This window comes from Paenibacillus sp. P2(2022) (assembly GCF_029522175.1).
GTDB lineage: Bacteria > Bacillota > Bacilli > Paenibacillales > Paenibacillaceae > Paenibacillus > Paenibacillus polymyxa.
In genome coordinates, this window is record NZ_JAKWFI010000003.1 from 238,508 (window position 1) to 255,644 (window position 17,137).

18 protein-coding genes are annotated in these 17,137 nt (G+C 46.4%); 8 read left to right on the forward strand and 10 right to left on the reverse strand.

The features are described from left to right. Positions 1 to 37 precede the first annotated feature (37 nt). Genes MMB75_RS12825 through MMB75_RS12840 form a run of 4 tightly spaced genes read left to right on the forward strand, consistent with a single transcriptional unit; the run spans position 38 to position 2,229 of the window. On the forward strand, positions 38 to 544 hold the full coding sequence (locus tag MMB75_RS12825) for a HEAT repeat domain-containing protein (RefSeq protein WP_016822832.1): 507 nt from the start codon (positions 38 to 40) through the stop codon (positions 542 to 544). Between the two features lie 29 nt (positions 545 to 573). Next, positions 574 to 1,203, forward strand: a complete 630-nt coding sequence (locus tag MMB75_RS12830) for a hypothetical protein (RefSeq protein WP_016822831.1) — start codon at positions 574 to 576, stop codon at positions 1,201 to 1,203. A 28-nt stretch (positions 1,204 to 1,231) separates the two neighbouring features. Next, positions 1,232 to 1,792, forward strand: coding sequence for a hypothetical protein (locus MMB75_RS12835; protein ID WP_016822830.1), 561 nt, complete (start codon positions 1,232 to 1,234; stop codon positions 1,790 to 1,792). Positions 1,793 to 1,794: 2 nt separating this feature from the next. Continuing rightward, on the forward strand, positions 1,795 to 2,229 hold the full coding sequence (locus MMB75_RS12840) for an immunity 26/phosphotriesterase HocA family protein (protein ID WP_016822829.1): 435 nt from the start codon (positions 1,795 to 1,797) through the stop codon (positions 2,227 to 2,229). A gap of 67 nt (positions 2,230 to 2,296) precedes the next feature. On the opposite strand, the gene MMB75_RS12845 is transcribed toward MMB75_RS12840, so the two are convergent. Beyond that, positions 2,297 to 2,836: an SMI1/KNR4 family protein gene (locus MMB75_RS12845; protein ID WP_103042612.1), complete on the reverse strand. Its 540-nt coding sequence runs from the start codon at positions 2,834 to 2,836 to the stop codon at positions 2,297 to 2,299. A gap of 368 nt (positions 2,837 to 3,204) precedes the next feature. On the opposite strand from MMB75_RS12845, the gene MMB75_RS12850 reads away from it, so the two are divergent. Beyond that, positions 3,205 to 3,849: a hypothetical protein gene (locus MMB75_RS12850; protein ID WP_025366046.1), complete on the forward strand. Its 645-nt coding sequence runs from the start codon at positions 3,205 to 3,207 to the stop codon at positions 3,847 to 3,849. A 182-nt stretch (positions 3,850 to 4,031) separates the two neighbouring features. Here MMB75_RS12850 and MMB75_RS12855 read toward each other — a convergent pair whose 3' ends face one another. After that, complete coding sequence (locus MMB75_RS12855) at positions 4,032 to 5,666, reverse strand: DUF6138 family protein (RefSeq protein ID WP_103042613.1); 1,635 nt, start codon at positions 5,664 to 5,666, stop codon at positions 4,032 to 4,034. 158 nt (positions 5,667 to 5,824) lie between these two features. Between MMB75_RS12855 and MMB75_RS12860 the strand changes: the two genes are divergently transcribed. Both MMB75_RS12860 and MMB75_RS12865 read left to right on the forward strand, forming a co-directional pair. Beyond that, entirely contained in the window at positions 5,825 to 6,601 is a 777-nt protein-coding gene (locus tag MMB75_RS12860) for an SMI1/KNR4 family protein (protein WP_103042614.1), read from the forward strand. Between the two features lie 17 nt (positions 6,602 to 6,618). Beyond that, the gene (locus tag MMB75_RS12865; protein WP_045244679.1) at positions 6,619 to 8,034 is read left to right on the forward strand and encodes an SMI1/KNR4 family protein; all 1,416 of its coding nucleotides are present in this window, start codon (positions 6,619 to 6,621) and stop codon (positions 8,032 to 8,034) included. Positions 8,035 to 8,098: 64 nt separating this feature from the next. Here MMB75_RS12865 and MMB75_RS12870 read toward each other — a convergent pair whose 3' ends face one another. Together MMB75_RS12870 and MMB75_RS12875 are read right to left on the reverse strand one after the other, a co-directional pair. Further along, complete coding sequence (locus tag MMB75_RS12870) at positions 8,099 to 8,713, reverse strand: TetR/AcrR family transcriptional regulator (RefSeq protein ID WP_016822822.1); 615 nt, start codon at positions 8,711 to 8,713, stop codon at positions 8,099 to 8,101. Between the two features lie 25 nt (positions 8,714 to 8,738). Next, positions 8,739 to 10,223: a phytoene desaturase family protein gene (locus MMB75_RS12875; protein ID WP_045244680.1), complete on the reverse strand. Its 1,485-nt coding sequence runs from the start codon at positions 10,221 to 10,223 to the stop codon at positions 8,739 to 8,741. Between the two features lie 309 nt (positions 10,224 to 10,532). Between MMB75_RS12875 and MMB75_RS12880 the strand changes: the two genes are divergently transcribed. Beyond that, positions 10,533 to 11,765, forward strand: coding sequence for a PHB depolymerase family esterase (locus MMB75_RS12880; RefSeq protein WP_045244681.1), 1,233 nt, complete (start codon positions 10,533 to 10,535; stop codon positions 11,763 to 11,765). A gap of 114 nt (positions 11,766 to 11,879) precedes the next feature. Here MMB75_RS12880 and MMB75_RS12885 read toward each other — a convergent pair whose 3' ends face one another. From MMB75_RS12885 to MMB75_RS12910, 6 genes are all read right to left on the reverse strand, one after another. Next, on the reverse strand, positions 11,880 to 11,987 hold the full coding sequence (locus MMB75_RS12885; protein ID WP_016822819.1) for a putative metal homeostasis protein: 108 nt from the start codon (positions 11,985 to 11,987) through the stop codon (positions 11,880 to 11,882). A 237-nt stretch (positions 11,988 to 12,224) separates the two neighbouring features. Then, positions 12,225 to 13,100 (reverse strand): cysteine ABC transporter substrate-binding protein, encoded by an 876-nt coding sequence (locus MMB75_RS12890; protein WP_025366052.1) that lies wholly within the window; start codon positions 13,098 to 13,100, stop codon positions 12,225 to 12,227. 18 nt (positions 13,101 to 13,118) lie between these two features. Next, positions 13,119 to 13,874 (reverse strand): amino acid ABC transporter ATP-binding protein, encoded by a 756-nt coding sequence (locus MMB75_RS12895; RefSeq protein WP_045244682.1) that lies wholly within the window; start codon positions 13,872 to 13,874, stop codon positions 13,119 to 13,121. A gap of 17 nt (positions 13,875 to 13,891) precedes the next feature. Continuing rightward, positions 13,892 to 14,569, reverse strand: coding sequence for an amino acid ABC transporter permease (locus tag MMB75_RS12900; protein WP_016822816.1), 678 nt, complete (start codon positions 14,567 to 14,569; stop codon positions 13,892 to 13,894). Next, complete coding sequence (locus tag MMB75_RS12905; protein ID WP_016822815.1) at positions 14,550 to 15,215, reverse strand: amino acid ABC transporter permease; 666 nt, start codon at positions 15,213 to 15,215, stop codon at positions 14,550 to 14,552. The genes MMB75_RS12900 and MMB75_RS12905 overlap by 20 nt, the downstream gene beginning before the upstream one ends. A 219-nt stretch (positions 15,216 to 15,434) precedes the next feature. Beyond that, on the reverse strand, positions 15,435 to 16,883 hold the full coding sequence (locus MMB75_RS12910) for a SulP family inorganic anion transporter (RefSeq protein ID WP_019688861.1): 1,449 nt from the start codon (positions 16,881 to 16,883) through the stop codon (positions 15,435 to 15,437). Positions 16,884 to 17,137: the final 254 nt, after the last annotated feature.

A 17,137-nucleotide genomic window follows, 5' to 3' on the forward strand; every position in this document is an offset into this window, starting at 1 on the left:
TGCCAAAAGTAATCTGGCTAAGAAATAAGGAGGGTATATGTCCATACAAACCGATGATGAGGGAAAGACATTTTTATCTATTTTCCCTACACTATCGTATGAAGATCGGTTGGTATCACTACGCGAATTAACAGCGATCCCCCAGCCTGTGGAGGACACCATCGCATTACTTTTGCAGCTTGCGCAGCAATCATCCGAGGAGGATCTGCTTCGTATAGAAGCGCTGAAGGTCATCGGACTATATGCAGATCAGAGCCAGCAGCCGATGATCATGCGAGGAATTCGCGAGCTGCTGTCCAAGCCTGATGAAGATGATGATGTGCAAAACGCAGCTTTACAAACTTTGGCATGGATGCCTTGTTCAGAAGCAGAGCTACGTTTAGCTTTGGACATAATCTGCAGTGATACATATATCTTAGTCAAGGGGGCCGCTTTTGCACTGCTCCGCGCACATAAAGCCAACCCTTTTGCACTACATGCGCTGAAGCAATTATTGCAACATGAGGAATTCGGCGCATCTGCCCAACGAGAGCTGTCCACATAATCGACAACTAAAGGAGAATTACTCTACTCATGCGTGTAAGAATATTTATATTCATATTGATTATCGGAATTATATGTGTGCCTGCGTATTTCATTATGAGCAGCTTTGGGTTATTCCAAAATGAAAAGGTGCTCGTACATTATAAGGTTGCCGTTGAGGTAAAGGGTAAAAAGTATGATACCTGGCCTTTAATCAGCAGCTATACCGCGATCGATAAAAAAGGGGATCATCGTCAGCTCTACTATCAAGCAGAGGGCTCAGGCATAGAATACCTGTTTCAACTCGCATATGGACAATATGAACTCAGACCCTCCAAGGATAATCCTTTTCTGGACGGGGGAATCCACTACACCATGGACCATCCCGATTATGTGCGTGAGGAAAAACAGTATGAGAACGCCAACGACTATACGGAGTTAACCCATTACTACAATCAACAAGAGCAGGTTATTTATACTTACAATCCTGAAGCCAAGCTCGACAAAACCTATGTTCGCTCCATCATCACCGCTGGGATGACTCGCACCACTGGTAATTCAAGCCGTGCGGTAAAGGATAACTATATCAATATCAGTAAGCTGTTTAAGGACAAGCTGGGAGTGAATGTGAAGGTAGATGTTGACGAGGACAACAAAATCGTGACCCTGTCCATGTCATAATGAACGAAAAGAAAGGAAGGCGCTACGGATGACAGAAACACATCATGTTAAATTAGGACCCGCTTATTTGGATGGTTGGGTTGTGCCCGAAAACCCGGAGGCATGGGTCGAGCAGGAATGGACAGGTAAGCTCCGTTCACAGGCCGGAAATACGAAATTCCACATTTTTTATTATGGAGAGTTCATGGACGAGCTGATCGCTGTAACGGAGTTTGCACCCCAGCTCATTATTGCAGAAGATGCAGTCACAGGTGAGCAGATCGTGATTTTTGATGGAACCCGCCATGGTTACGATGCACTGCTGTGTGAAGTATATACGGAAGAACAGCAGAACAATCGCACTCCCCTGCTACCTTATCTGGACGATGATGGTGAAGATACCTTTGAGGTGACCGTGACTGCTTTTTATAATGTTGATTGGGATGACGAGTTTGCGGATGATGTGGATGAGAACGGGCAGCTGGAGTTGATCAGCGGCGAACGATGTGATTTTGAAGAGGTAAAGCGAAATGGCTTTGATGCGATCAGTATTACGATTATCAGCGCTAAAGGCTTAAAAACAGAGATCATTCAGGAAGAGCTGGCCTGACGATGATATTCAAAAGAATCAAACATCAGGAAGGCGATATTTTTGTTATCCCCATGCATGACGGCCGCTTTGCGGTATGTCAGGTGATCTGCGCGCTGTATGGTCGATTCAAAAAGGCATTCTCCTTTGGGGTGCTATCCATAGGTCAGAATCAAACGTACGAGGATGAAACCACCTATCTCTCCTTCACACATTACCGGGGTCGATTTGAGGTTATATTCACCGCTACCCAAAATCTGACGAAGGGAGTATGGCCCATTATCGATCATCGCCCTCTATCCGAGGAGCAACAGCAGCTAAAATATTTTAACTGTGCGGGCCATCTGTATTGCGGGGATGAATATATACGCAATCTGGAACTGGAAGAATATAATCAATATACTGTAATGGGCGTGGCTGGATATGAGCTAGTACAGCAATATTTAGCCCAAACATAAAAGCTAGAAGAATAGCAACGCAAAGAGCCACCTTAGACTTCGAAAACTAGGGTGGTTCTTTAACGATCTAAAAGGGTTCAAATGTATAAGGGAATGGTGTACGATGTGTTCCCAAAATCGACTTTACACGCTCCCCATCCAGCAGCGCTTCGACGAAGCTATACAAATCAGGGGCTGCATACCGAAAGTTGCCCCATGTGCGCAGATTCAAAGCATAAATCGGGAATTCCCCCCGTTCATCAGGCGATTGAACATCCCAGACCAGCAGGTCATTTCCTTCACTGGAAGCGAAGGGAACTGCATGCTCCAATAGTTCCGGGAAACCATCTGGCTCCAGCGCCGCTTCTTGTAAAACCTCTTCCGATTCCAGTACATCATCAAACCAGGCTCGCCAGTCATGGTAACGACGAAGCCATGAATCCGGGTGATCACCGAGAGGAATATGGATGTTCCATAGGCCGCATAACCGCCCGTAGCCGAGAGTTTTGACGTAATTTATATAGGAAGGCGGAAACCCTCGACCGTTTTCAAAACGATGCTCTATAAGAAATTCCTTATCATAGTAGGCCTGGAATTGCGGACGCTGCAAACCTGTAAAAATGCTCATATACCCATTCTCCTTTGCACTACGTAATCCTATTTCCACGCTTCGGCACATTGAAAAGGCCTTTTTCAAGTGTTAAAATGGGAATAAGATGTATATTCTAAAAAAGAGTGAAGATGCGTCAACATCCTCACTCTTTGGCAACAGCCGCTTTTAAGGGCGGTGGCTGCAAGTTTACGGTACATGAAATAGACCGGTTCCTACCACGGGCGGTCTATTTCTTTTTATGGAAGGAAAGAATCAGGACCCTCACCTCCTTCACAGGAGACTAGCCGACCGCCCATCTAAGCCATTCTGTTGTTAAGGAATATTATAGCATATGATATATAAAAAGTACGTTTTTACGCTCTTTCCGAAAAGGAGGAACGAACATGGAGCAAAAACGCTTCAAAGATGAATATGGATATAAATATGACTTTGCCGCCGTGATCAGGAGGGGAGAACAGGTAGCTGTCCACTGCCCTCGCTGTCAGAGTCAAGCTTCTATTTCCAAATCAAAGGAAGACTGTTATTACGTTGTTCGCTGCTCTCATTGTTACTACACATTTCAGCAGCCAGAATCGTATAAATTCTATGCACGCGGCGTATGCAGCCACTGTGAGCGGTATTTTAATATCGAAATTCATGATGACCGAACGGTTACTCACAAAAATACAAATATACACTGTCCGCATTGCGAGACACGTAATCAGGTTCCGGTGCATCGTATGCAGTCACGTGAATGGCATACGGACGTGATCCAAAATGGAAAAGATCCTATTTTCCAGCTCCAGCTGTACTTCCTTGATTACTATCGGGGGAAACCAGTCTGGGCTCTTAACCGGATACACCTGAATTACCTGCTCTCCTATATCTCTGCCGAGTTGCGAGAAAAACCCTCATCCGGTATGATGCGTACGGCTTCCCATTCCATTCCCAAATACATTAAGGATGCTAAAAATCGCCAGGCCATTTTAAAAATATTACAAAAGCTACAGCATAAACAAGCGTCTAAGGGAGAGCATTACCAAACATGAGTATACAAACTTTTGACAGCTTAGAAGCACTGATCCAGGCCGTTTCCCAGACCAGCACGTGCAATCTTGGCTGGAAATAGCGACTGTACAGGATGTTATTGAAGTGCTACGCCGCAGTGGAAGCGAGCCAGATATTCAACACATTGCGCAGGGACTGCGATATGATCAAGAATACGATGCTTTTATGGAATAAGCGGCTCCAGTAACTCTTTTACCTCAGGGACAGCCTGCTTCAGGCTGTTTTTTAGTTTCTTCGCGCCACCCCATATACGACAAACGAGCATCTCTTGTTCGTAGTCTTCCAGTTGTAGAAGCACATCTACTAACGCCTGTGCCTGCTCTACACTTTCAATGCCAGCCGATTTTAGTGGTTTGGCGGAATCATTACCTGCCAAAAGAATCCTCGCCCAAACGGGGATCGTATCCGGTGTCAGTCCATGCGCCTCAGCAAATACAGCAGCGTAACCGTCCTGTACCGACTGATGCTCACTGTCTACCAGTTTCATATAACGATTCACCAGCGAAAAATACTGCGTTCCTTTAAGTCCTAATCCCATCACCGCATAGGTTCCTGGCATCGCCGACTTCTCCCCCGGCTCTACATCGTTGTACCACTTGAATTCTTCCATCACGGTCTCGGCATATTCCGCCAGCAACGGAAGCAGCGAAGGGTATTCAAGTGCATTGGCAAAGAAACGATGTAATGCAGATTTGGCCAACTTGGGTACGGGTAGATAGTTTTTCACTTTGCTTTTAAACTTCATCCCATATTCCTTAGTAAAGCCTTTCCGTAATATATCACATAGATATACGAGTGCTTCTCTGTAGCTCTCTTCTTCCTCAGAACGAATCTGAACCTCTAGTGTTTGCAAAATATCATTCGCTTGGCAGGTGACACGCTCGCTTGTATATGACGCTGGAATGCTGCCTGATCCGCTCTTAAGCCACTGAACAGCCTGCTCTGAGCCCAGTTGTGCAGCAATCTCCAAATACTTCTGCCGTGCATCGGCATCGGTCAGACCCACTCGCATCGCGGTCAGCAGGAACATCTCCATAACCGGGGCGGGAATATCTGAAGGAAGAATATCGGGCCTCACCGTATAATCAAGCCCGTAACTTTTTCCCTGATCTGTATACTTAGCCAAAAATTCATCTTCAGCCCAATGCATTAAGCCTCTGCTCAGCTGATGCCTCCATGCATCTTCTCGCTTGCGGCTGACCTGCACTTTTGCATCCATTCGATTCAGCAGTTCATTCACCCGCTGGGCGTCTACAGGGTACAAATGAGGATCAAGCAAGTGCCTTACTAAGAAAAAATCGTCCTCTTCCTTTGGCATAGCTCTACTGGCAGGATTGAGCTTCTGCTCCACAAACTGTTCAATAGAGGCTAACAGGTGCTGCCGCTTATCTTCGTTCAGCAGCGAGAATGTAAAATGACTGGCCTTATTCTCCAAGACCACCTCCAGATGAAATTCCAGCCGATAACGAAAAAACATAGGACCAAATTCTTCCGAATTATACAGAGCCGCTATCCGTTCTTTGAACACTGGCATCCATTCATCCTGCACCTGCTGGAGCGTCACTTCCTCCGTAAAACCAGAAATTTTTGTGTCTGGTCTACGATGATCCCAATCAAACGGTTCGTAGGTATCCACCCATACCCCATCTCTCTTACAGGTAACTTTTAAGTATTCATGAATCCCTTCGTGAAGGACGCTTTTGTTCTTGAATTCCGCGATGCGCTTTTGCTCAGAAGCGTATCTCTGGTCAATCTCTTCAAAAATTGGATCTATGTAGGCCTGTACCCCCGATGTCATACGATGTGTTCCCCTTTCGTACCCTCACAAATTGTAGTTCTTACATAATTGAGATAGACTAATATTTAACTATTTTATTTCCTGATTATAGCATATCTCTCATTTACATTTGGGCTCCATCCCTATAGATAGAGTGCCGGAAAGCAGGTGTATTCTTCATGTATTGGGTTTCCACACAACACACGCCAGTGGCTGCCGATGAAATGACAAATTTCGAACATACCCATGGCATAACTTTACCAACTCCCTATGCTTCATTTCTCACCCAATACGGGCCAGGAACCTATTGTGGCCTGCTGGTGATTGAACCGCCTGATCCTCAACTTTTGCAATCCTATGCAGATTACGAACTGTGGACGCATGATGATAACTGTCCGATCACCGCGCAACAGCTGGGCGAGTGTGTGGTCATCGGCAGCTCCATAGATGGTGATTTTCTAGCGGTGCATCCTCAGATCGAAGGGTTGCTTTGGCTACCGCGACATTCGGAAGTCATTACTATGAAGCCATTAGATGTTCAAACCCCATTTACAGATACGCTGGAGCATATACTACGGGATGAATTCGGAAAAACAGAGCCATTCCACCGTTATTTCGAACCTGTCAGTCTGGACAGAACCGCGACATTCCTACTATTTAATCCCCTGGATACGGCCGAAGCTTACGATCCAGCCAATCCGAATGATCAAATTCCGGAAATAGCTCCGGCATCTACACAAGTATTGGCTCAGCGGTTTAAACAGCATTTTGACACAAACCTATGGATCGAAAACGAGCATACCTGCATGGCTTTTTTCCAGCTTCTTGGCGGATATGTGCGCTTCAACTATGCATATGGACGCGAAGTGGCGATCATTTATGAACCCAAGGCGATAGCACTTCATGATGAAATTCTATCATTCTTGCAAAAAGAGCATTGCCGAGTTGTAGAGTAAGAGGAGGACGAATACGAATGACAGTACATTTTGCATATACCTTAGAAAAGCTGGGGGAAATCGCTGATCGTCTGAGACAAGGTGGAATGCCTGACGTGGCATACCAATGCACGAAGGGGATTTCCGAAGAGGAACTGACTGAGCTGGAGGAACGGCTCCAGATCACTTTGCCTGCCTCCCTGTCTGAATTATTAAAGCGGTGTGGCAGCTTACATCTGCTATGGTGCCTCCCTCAACACTGTGTTGTAGTCGATGAATCAGAGTATTCATATGAAGGCAGCCATGACCTTGAACAAGAACCGACTAACCTTGACGATATTACAGGAGAATTTGGCTGGAATTATGAGGATATTGGCTATTTTACATCCTATGGAGAAGATACCGACTCAGCAGCGGACGAACAACGATATCTTATTTTGAACTATAACGGTGCTGGTGATCCGATCCTGCTTGATAGAGCGACATCCGCAACAGAGCCAGCAGTGTTCTGTTATGAGCATGAGTTGGACCAGTTCACCCTGCTTGCAGAAAGTCTACCTACCTATATAGAAACCATGCTTACCTTGCACGGACTATGGCTGTGGGACTGGTCTAACGTGTTAGACGAGCATGGTATTCAGCTAAATAGCCCGTCGCTGCAGCTGTGGCAACGCTGGTTGGATATGTTCTGCACGATGAAACTGGAGGATGCCCGGTCGTTGGATACACTGATCCACTACACCACCATGCATGGCGTAGATCATCCTGCTGTACTGCAGGCTTTCCAGGCCTATGATCCAAAGGATATTTTTCTTGCCTGGGAGCAGCGCATTCAGTGTAACCCGGCCCAATTCGCTACATGGGCATTTTTCGTTGGGGAGACCGCAGGTATTGGGGCTGCTGATTGGGTTCGCTCCTTATGGGAGCCGGACACGGATACCGCGCAAGCATGGAGACCTCCCGCTTCAAATAACACACATGCTAGGGCCGCATTTATCTCGACACGTGCCTATCTATCCGCCCGCTGCCTGCCCGAGCAGGAAGGGCTTACAAAAGTTTACAATGATCTGATACAGCATAGGGCGAAGGATGGCAAATTAGAAGGATACACCGTTAGCGGGCAGTTACAGCATTTTCATTCCCCCCAGGTCATCGACTGGATGCGGGATAAGGTCAATCATCCGGTTGATGGCTGGGCAGTACTTTTCGCCTACTCACGTCCTACAGATGAGCAGGTGATTGAATGGCTATCCGGTAGCGAGCTTCATCAGAAAATTGCAACCGAGGCGATGGATATCATGATTCAGCGCGATCTTCTGCCCACTCTAGAAGCAGACGCTTGGGCTAGCATCTCAAATCTGCTTCATGCTTCTTTACAGCTCGTGGTGCTCAAAAAAGATAAACGTCGCATTGAAGCCGTGCTTCAGCAGCTTTCACATTTGGAACTTCGTTAACACTGGAATCGACGTATGCAGACTTGCATGTATGGGGTGTGAGGATAAAAAATGAGCCGCTGCATCAGCGGCTTATTCCCCGAATAAAAGTATCTATAGTAAATGAAATCAATTCATCATTTGATTTTGCCATAGGAAGTTCAAAATTCAGGAGCAAAGAAGTCAATCCGTGCAGCATACTCCATACGGATCTAGCCATCAGGCGCTCATCTCCTTGAATGATGCAGCCTTCCTCCATAGCGGCTTTAAGTCCGCCCTCAAGCAACTCAAACCCCTTAAAACTCCCACTGTCTATAAGGGTAACCGAGCTTACAGATTCAAGGTTGCTGATAAACAGGATGTTGTAGTATTCGGGATTAGCCATGCCAAAACGGACATAAGCATCGGACACTGTTTTCAGTGTGTCCAGAGCGTTCAGTCCGGCTGCCTGTGCTTCATCCACGCGCTGCTGAAGAGCCTTCAGGAACAAAGCATTCCCTTCTAACAGCAGTTCACGGACAACCGCTTCCTTATTGGAGAAATAATGATAAATAGTCGTTGGTGAATATTCGATCTGATCCGCAATTTTACGCATAGAGACCTCAGCATACCCTTGGTTCAAGAAGAGCGATCGAGCGGCCTCAATGATTTTGCGGCGAATCTCACTGCTTTCACGTTCTCGGCGTTTGATATGTTTCATGAGTAGATATACTTGCCCTTTCTGCCTATCTCAATTTGGCGGCGATACGATCAGCTTCCATTATACCCGAGTTCATAGCTCCTTGAAACCCGCCCCCAGGCTGTGTCCAGGCTCCTACCAATGACAGGCGGTTCACTGCTGATTTGCGCTTCAGTCTGTTTATGCCGGACTGCCGGACCGTTTGTGCATAGCCATAAACGGCTCCGCCGGGATTAGCAGTATACCGCTGCATGGTGCGTGGTGTGCCCAACTCTGCCACCACGACTTTGCTGCTAAAACCAGGATATAGCTGTTCAAGACATTCCAGTATCTGCTGTGTTACTGCTTTCTTTTTGGCTTTATATTCGGGACGTGCACTATGCCAGTTCTCCAATCTGTCCAAAAATGTAACAGCGATGACACCCTTTCCCGCTTCATTGAGTGTAGGATCCATGGCGTTATAATTTGTGAGCATCCAGTTGCCTTTCATATACTGGCCGCTCATCATGACTTCATAATCCGTCTCCGAATCCGGCTCGTTACACAGGATTAAGTCTTCTTCGCTGATCCCAAGCTCATGAGGCTCGCATGATAGCCCTAGGTACAGTTGAGTGAGAGACGTACCAGTTTCCAGTCTGGTTACAGCCTCCAGCTCGCGACGGGCGGCATTGTGACTCTCCAGCAGACGGCCATAGGTATGATGGGGACTGATCCCAGACACAACCCAGTTGGCTTTATATACATCCCCTTTTTTCAGACGTACACCAGCTGCTTTACCGCGTTCAAGTATAATTTCAGATACCTGACTGCGCAGGTGAACTTCTCCTTCAGCTGATTGAATAGCTTCGACCAGCGCATTGGACAAGGCCTGTGCACCTCCCTGAATGTAGTACGTCCCCTCGAGATGATAGCCGATCCAGGGAATAAAAAAGTACAAAGCCGCCAACCGCTTCGGGGGCAGCCCATAATAGGGCCAGAGTGCAGTGAAGAACTCCGTGAATCGGTCAGACAAGCCAAACTGACTTACAGCCTCCCAGGTGGTCATTTTCGTCCAGCGGAAGAAGGTGCCTGCTTTGAACAGACCCGCCAGCTTACGCCAGGAAGTAAGGGAAGAAAAAGCGGTAAAGCCTGTCTCAAAACGGCGAATGCCCGCGAATAGCTTGTCAATGGCTGCTACCTCAGCAGGAAACATGCCTTTGAGGAGTTGCACATACTCCTGCACATCAGATGGGATATCAATGATCTGCCCTTCCCAGCGAATGGAGTAAGGGTGCTTTTTACGGAGAGGAACGATTTGCTGGTCCACATGGCAGTCCTTTAACATCTGACCGAAGCTGCCTTCTTCGAGTCCGCCGACGCCGTGCAAGGACACATCAAAGGTATATCCCTTTCGTGTGAATTCAGTAGCAAAGCCGCCAGCCAAAGTATGACTTTCAAACACAGCTGTCCGGTAACCCAACGCAGAAAGTCTGGCTGCACAAGACAAACCACCCAGCCCAGCACCAATGACAATAACATCATATTGGTTCATGATTTCATCTCCCTTATTAACGTCGTTATATAAGTTAACAGTGTTAAGTTAAGGAGATTATATACCATCGCATCCCGGTTGAGAAGGAAAATTTTTTATAAAAACATCCAAAATTGTAGCGCTTTCACTTGTCAGATTCCAATGAGGATGCTATCCTTCAATTGGGATTGTTACTGAAAAGGCAAAACCCGAGTACACTTGTGTACCCGGAGTTTGCCTTTTTTTGATTTGTATGAGTTCTACAGCATACAGTCAAGCATCCTGAGCATATAGTAAGCGCTTTATAAAAACGCCAAAGGAGATTATCTTATGCAAAAAAGACGTTTCGCCCTTGTTCTACTATCTTTCGTGCTCCTGCTTACGATCTTTTATCCATCCTCCAGCTCTGCCGCAGCAGCCGATGTTCCAGCACCACAGGCAACCCTGCTTACTGAGGTCCAGCCTCTGGGTGAGGTTGTTTCTGCCGTTGTAATGAAATACAGCACCAATATTGACGGATCATCCCTGTCCACTTCCAGTTTTCAGGTTCAATCTGTGCTTAATGATGTATACGCAGACAGAACTGTGACTGGTGTATACACCAATGATACGGGTGCCATCACCAACCGCAGCACTTATGGCAAATATGTCGTAATCGAGCTGGACACGCAGGATAAAAATGCAAGCACCCTTACTTACGATTCGACAAGCGCAGTCAATCGTATTAATCCGCTGAACTATTACATTAGCCAAAAGAAAGATATTTCAACTTCGAAGAAAACAGTCGTTCCAGCCTCTGCACAGACTGTAAAAGCAACCGATAAAGTGACACCCATCGTAGACGATTTTCAAAAAAACACTTTTGAAAATAAAGCCGGCTTCAAACTGAACTACTTTACGTTTGAGCCTAAAGTAGAACCTGGCAAAACCTATCCGCTGGTTGTGTTTCTACATGGCAACGGCGAACGTGGTGACGGAAACGGGGTTAACCTGTTAGCGAATGCCGGGGCCGTTACTTGGGCTTCTCCTGAGCAGCAAGCCAAGCACCCATCCTTCGTCATCGCTCCTCAAAGCCCGATTGACCTAGAGCATAAATTTATTTGGGCAGATGAACCGCGCAACAGTGCTGTTGCCGATTTGGTACGTGAAACGGCCTTGAAATATCCGATCGACACCAACCGCATCTATATCGTAGGTATTTCTCAAGGAGCTATGGGGACATGGAGATTGTTAGAAAAAAATCTTGATCTGTTCGCTGCTGGCGTACCGATTGCCGGACTGACCAACTATGAAAAGGCTGTTAACATGTATGCCCCTGTTGACCCTGCACACGTTGAAATATTGAAGAACGTTCCTATTTGGGCCTTCCATGCGGCGGACGATACGACAGTAAGTCCTAAGAACTCAGAAGAAATGGTTGCTGCTATCAAAGCACAGAACGGAAACCTCATTCACTTCACTGAATACGAAGCAGGGATTATCAAACCTACAGGACACTTCTCCTGGGTTCCTGCTTTACAAAATCTGGATATGATTGAATGGCTGTTTGCACAAAAGAAATAAAAAAAGACACCTGCCTTCCTGTGTACCACCATCAGGAAGGCAGGTGCAATATCAAAACGAGGAGACTAAAAAATTTGACACTGGTATTGCCATTTGCAGTTAACTTGAAGCTTGTTACTTCGCGCGCTTCGCAGCTTTGATCGTTCTTAAAGCCCGTCTGCGCGTTACCTTGTTCGGACTGCTGAGCTGTCTTCTGGCAGTAGCCACATCCGTTTTAGCCATGTATAAAGCACCATCCTATTCACTTAGGCTCATATTGGGAGTCTGCGCCTAAAGACTTAAATGATAATGAGAATCATAATCATTTAAAATTATATAATGAAATTTACGAGCATGCAAGAGATTTTGGGGAAGTATTATCTCGATTAAAACTTGCGAATCTCCCTTTGCCCATATGCAAGAAGCGTCGGGACAGCAAGCCCAACGCTTTTTTATACTTAATAGCAATTTATACGATGATTAATTAACCTTGCCGCCCTCCACAACCAATTGATCCGTAAAGCCTTCTCCGTAAACGGAGGTCAGTGTGTCCTTATAGGCTTGATGGACAAAATTTTCTTTACCCAACGTAGCCAGTTCGTTGTTGATCCAATCCAACAGTTCCTTATTTCCCTTCGCTACTGCAGGGGCAATCGTATCTTGACCACCGAAGGCTGGAATGCTTACGGTAAAGCCGGGATTGGCCTTGGCCCAAGCGATCAGCTCTGTATTATCGTTCGCAATGGCGGCACCGCGTTTGTCTTTGAGAGCCGAGAAGATTTCGGTGTATTGATCGAATTTGAGCAGCTTGATGTCAGGATAATTTTTCGTAAAATAGGTCTCTGCTGTCGTTCCCTTGGCAACAATCAGCTTTTGATCCGAGCCCTTCAATTGGTCAATCGTGGTGATGGGAGCACTGTCGGGTGACACAATGCCAAAGGATAATTTCATATACGGGTTAGCAAAATCGACTTTTTCTTTACGTTCATCGGTCACAGTAAAGTTAGCCATGATGATATCTACCTTGTTGGATTCCAAATAGGCAACCCGGCTGGCGGCATCCACCAGAACGAACTCCACCTTCGACTCGTCGCCCAAGAGGTCTTTGGCAAACCGTTTCGCAATATACACATCAAAGCCTTGATTTTTCCCTTCTGAATCTACGTAGCCAAAAGGCGGCTTATCCGCGAATACACCGATTCGAATCTTGCCATTCTTTTTAATGTCCTCAATTGAAGCAAATTTAGCCGAGCTTGAACTACCATTGGTATTCCCGCCTCCTGCACATCCCGCCAAGCCGACGAGCAGCAAGCTCAAAGCCAGTAATAACGTTGTGAACTTCATCCCTTTTCTCATCTGTATTCATCCCCTTATTTATAACGTTTCGTACTGAAATATATCCAGAAAGTGCTGGGCACGCTCTGTTTCCGGTTGGGTAAAAAATTGCTGTGGTGTAGTCATTTCACATATCTGTCCTTGATCCATAAAAACGATACGATCTCCTACCGACTTGGCAAACCCCATCTCATGCGTCACGATAATCATCGTCATCCCCTGTTGGGCCAGCTCTCGCATGACATCCAGCACCTCTCTGACCATTTCCGGGTCCAAGGATGCGGTGACCTCATCAAAAAGCATAATTTCAGGATTCATACACAGGGCGCGCACAATCGCAATCCGTTGCTTTTGCCCGCCTGATAATTGTCGCGGATACGCATCCTTGCGATCCAGCAGACCGACTCGCTCCAATAGCTGCTCCGCTTGCGCAAGCGCCTCCTGCTTGTTTCGCCGCTGAACTTTAAGCGGGCCGAGCAATATATTTTCCAAGACGGTCATATGCGGAAACAGCTCATAGTTTTGGAACACCATTCCGATATGCTGCCGCACCTCACGCCAATTCACTTTTCTATCCGTCAGATCCTGTCCTCTATAACGGATATCTCCGCCCTGAACTGGCTCCAGACCATTGAGGCACCGAAGAAGCGTGCTTTTTCCACATCCCGAAGGACCGAGAATGACCACGACTTCCCCTTTCCTTACGTCCAGACTAATCTGCTGCAGCACTTTTCGGTCGCCGAAGCTTTTGTCCAGCCCTCGAATTTCCAATAAAACCTCCACAGCCTCTTCCATGACACCACCCCATCCTGCTAATTTTGCCATCTGCGTTCAAATCTTTTGGAAAGTCTGGATAACGGATAGCATACAAGAAAATACAATATAAAAATAAAGCCATACACCCAAAAGGATGCCGAAGGCGCTTTGATTACACCAAGCTCAATAATCTGCTGCCCAACCTTGACCACTTCCACTACACCGATCAGTACCACGAGTGACGTGGTTTTGATCATCCGTGTCGCCAGATTAATAGAACCCGGAAGCATTCGGCGCACCGCTTGGGGAATGAGCACATGACGGTATAATTGCCAATAGGTTAGCCCTAATGCCTGCCCGGATTCCACCTGATGCTTAGGCAGTGATTCCAGCGCACCACGTACGATGTCACCAATCTCGGCTGCTCCCCACAGACTGAATACGATAACGGCCGTTAGTTCCCCGCTGATATTCACATTCAGCAAAGGCGTAAATCCAAAATACACGACATACAACCACACTAAAATCGGAATAATGCGAAATGTCTCCAAATAAAATCTCAGCACAAATCGAATCGGTCTTGATTGTAAAGTGCGTAGCAGACCCATCAAAATGCCTAGCAGCGTACCGATAATAATGGAGAGTAATGCAATTTCCAGCGTAACCAGCAATCCCCCTAACAGACGTTCAAAATTCGAACCCTCAAAAAGCACATTAATCCCCGAACTCAGCATATCGCACCTTCCTTTCCACCCACGTCAGCAGCATCGACAAAGGTAAAAGCAAAACGAGATATGCCAATACCAGCAGAATCAACGATTCTGTCGTTTTGTAGTACATACCGATCAGGTCCTTTGCCACATTCATCAGATCTAGTAAAGCAATGGCACCCACAATGGAAGTTTCCTTGAGCAGAAAGATTGCATTGGCTCCCAAAGACGGAATACTGATGGCAAATGCCTGCGGCAAAATAACATATCTTGCCAGTTGTATCTTGGACAGTCCGAGACTCAGCCCGGATTCCGTTTGGGTTTTACTCACAGCTTCGATTCCACCACGGAACGCCTCAGCCATATAGCCCCCGCCCAAAAAGGTCATGCCCACAATAGCACACGTCATTTCGCTCATATGCAGACCTATTTTGGTAAACCCGTAGTACAGAAAATATAACTGTACAAGCAGCGGCGTATTTCGGGAAAGCTCGATATAGGCTACAATAATTCCACTAATTCCTCTCACCCTGTAATACAGCACTATGCTACACAGCAAACCGACGACTAATGAAAACAGAATAGCAAAAAAGGCAATCTTCAACGTCAGCCACATGGCCTCTCCATATAGCGGCAAGCTTTCTACAATAAACTCCCAGTCTAAGTTCATATGTACATACCTTTCAATTTTCAATTATTCCTATGTATTTGCTATGCTTAATAACAATGATTGTATTCCTGCCCATTTATTACGTCAATACTTTGCTGAAAATTTGTCATATTTATCTATGATTAAGAAAGAAAACCGTTATTTCATTTCAGAAATAAATAAAAAAAGCCCAAAATGGATGAATTCCATTTTAGGCTTTGCTTTATGCTATACGATTCATCACACGATCGGCTCTGTAACTACAGGACCACCGAGCTTTTCCACAATTAAACGACTTTCCTCATTTAACCCTTGTAAGGTAATAGATTTACCTGCGTTTCTGTATTTTTGCAGCACCTTGCCAATGGCAGTAACCGCCGAGTGATCCCACACATGTGAATGGCTAAAGTCCACTACAACGCGCTCCGGATCATCCGAAGGTTCAAAATGATCGACAAAATGAGTCGTTGAGGCGAAAAACATCGGCCCTCTGACATGGTACACCTTTGCTTCCTGATCCTCAGTCGCACTGATACGGATTTTAGCCATTTTCCAGCCAAAATGCAGGGCACTCAACAGTACGCCTACGATCACGCCCTTGGACAAATCGTGCGTAGCCACCACGATGATGACCGTGACCACCATAATAAACGTATCTGCTTTGGGAACCTTGGCGATGTTTCGGAGCGACTTCCAATCCACGGTTCCGATACACACCATGAACATGACTCCCACCAATGCGCCCATAGGTACTTCCTTTACAACACCGCCAAGCACGAGCAGCAGAAAGGCCAAGAACACCCCAGCCGTGAAAGTGGACAGACGTCCTCTTCCGCCTGAGCTTACATTAATGACGGATTGTCCGATCATGGCACAGCCACCCATACCCCCAAAAAAGCCATTTACAAAGTTGGCAATCCCTTGCCCACGGGCTTCCCGGTTTTTATTGCTTTTCGTTTCGGTCATTTCATCCAAAATACTGGCTGTCAGCAGTGATTCCAGCAGTCCAACCAGCGCCATCGTAAAGGAATATGGCAGCAATATCCGCAACGTGTGCCACGACCACTCAATTTGCGGCAAATGGAATGAAGGCAGCGAGCTGGTCAGCGTACCGATATCCCCTACCGTTTTGACATTCAATCCAAAAACATACGTAATGATCGTCATGATAATGATTGCTGTCAACGGGGCGGGAATGCTTTTCACAAATCTCGGTAAAATATACACAATGAGCAATGTCCCCGCTACCATCGCGTACATGATCCAATTGGCTCCATGAAAGTGGGTGAGTTGCGCCATAAAGACGAGGATCGCCAGCGCATTCACAAACCCGGTCATGACCGGCTGTGAAATAAAGCTAATAAAGCGACCTATTCTCAAAACACCCAGCAGTACCTGAATGATCCCAGCCAAAATAGTAGCTGCAAACAAATACTCCACGCCATAATCTTTGACCAAACCAACAACCACTACAGCTACAGCCCCGGTTGCTGCCGAGATCATCGCCGGACGTCCACCTGCAAAAGAAATGACAATCGCCATCGAGATGGAGGCATACAGTCCGACCATAGGGTTGACACCTGCAATGATGGAGAAGGCAATCGCCTCTGGTATCAATGCCAGCGCCACGGTCATGCCCGCAAGTATATCAGCCCGGATATTACCGAACCATTGTTGTCTAAGATTCATACTGTTTCGTTCCAGCCTCCTATATTCACAGAGAACAGCATTTTGACCCGCAACCCGATCTTGCTTTGGGCATCCGTCCAGCGGTCAAACGCTAAGGCTCTCCTATCATTCAGCTCGTCTCTCTCAAACGAACCCCTTCCGTTACATCCAGTCCATCATTATAACGCAAGGGATTCGCAGAGACGAATGAGTTAAAAGGCTGTTTACAGAATGAAAACGTCTATTTACTTGAAATATCGCCCGTTTTCTTTATC

What these genes read in the sequence shown, in the direction of transcription:
- MMB75_RS12825 (WP_016822832.1), top strand. Translation starts at nt 38, where the DNA reads ATGTCCATACAAACCGATGATGAGGGAAAGACATTTTTATCTATTTTC.
- MMB75_RS12830 (WP_016822831.1), top strand. Translation starts at nt 574, where the DNA reads ATGCGTGTAAGAATATTTATATTCATATTGATTATCGGAATTATATGT.
- MMB75_RS12835 (WP_016822830.1), top strand. Translation starts at nt 1,232, where the DNA reads ATGACAGAAACACATCATGTTAAATTAGGACCCGCTTATTTGGATGGT.
- MMB75_RS12840 (WP_016822829.1), top strand. Translation starts at nt 1,795, where the DNA reads ATGATATTCAAAAGAATCAAACATCAGGAAGGCGATATTTTTGTTATC.
- MMB75_RS12845 (WP_103042612.1), bottom strand. Translation starts at nt 2,836, where the DNA reads ATGAGCATTTTTACAGGTTTGCAGCGTCCGCAATTCCAGGCCTACTAT.
- MMB75_RS12850 (WP_025366046.1), top strand. Translation starts at nt 3,205, where the DNA reads ATGGAGCAAAAACGCTTCAAAGATGAATATGGATATAAATATGACTTT.
- MMB75_RS12855 (WP_103042613.1), bottom strand. Translation starts at nt 5,666, where the DNA reads ATGACATCGGGGGTACAGGCCTACATAGATCCAATTTTTGAAGAGATT.
- MMB75_RS12860 (WP_103042614.1), top strand. Translation starts at nt 5,825, where the DNA reads ATGTATTGGGTTTCCACACAACACACGCCAGTGGCTGCCGATGAAATG.
- MMB75_RS12865 (WP_045244679.1), top strand. Translation starts at nt 6,619, where the DNA reads ATGACAGTACATTTTGCATATACCTTAGAAAAGCTGGGGGAAATCGCT.
- MMB75_RS12870 (WP_016822822.1), bottom strand. Translation starts at nt 8,713, where the DNA reads ATGAAACATATCAAACGCCGAGAACGTGAAAGCAGTGAGATTCGCCGC.
- MMB75_RS12875 (WP_045244680.1), bottom strand. Translation starts at nt 10,223, where the DNA reads ATGAACCAATATGATGTTATTGTCATTGGTGCTGGGCTGGGTGGTTTG.
- MMB75_RS12880 (WP_045244681.1), top strand. Translation starts at nt 10,533, where the DNA reads ATGCAAAAAAGACGTTTCGCCCTTGTTCTACTATCTTTCGTGCTCCTG.
- MMB75_RS12885 (WP_016822819.1), bottom strand. Translation starts at nt 11,987, where the DNA reads ATGGCTAAAACGGATGTGGCTACTGCCAGAAGACAGCTCAGCAGTCCG.
- MMB75_RS12890 (WP_025366052.1), bottom strand. Translation starts at nt 13,100, where the DNA reads ATGAGAAAAGGGATGAAGTTCACAACGTTATTACTGGCTTTGAGCTTG.
- MMB75_RS12895 (WP_045244682.1), bottom strand. Translation starts at nt 13,874, where the DNA reads ATGGAAGAGGCTGTGGAGGTTTTATTGGAAATTCGAGGGCTGGACAAA.
- MMB75_RS12900 (WP_016822816.1), bottom strand. Translation starts at nt 14,569, where the DNA reads ATGCTGAGTTCGGGGATTAATGTGCTTTTTGAGGGTTCGAATTTTGAA.
- MMB75_RS12905 (WP_016822815.1), bottom strand. Translation starts at nt 15,215, where the DNA reads ATGAACTTAGACTGGGAGTTTATTGTAGAAAGCTTGCCGCTATATGGA.
- MMB75_RS12910 (WP_019688861.1), bottom strand. Translation starts at nt 16,883, where the DNA reads ATGAATCTTAGACAACAATGGTTCGGTAATATCCGGGCTGATATACTT.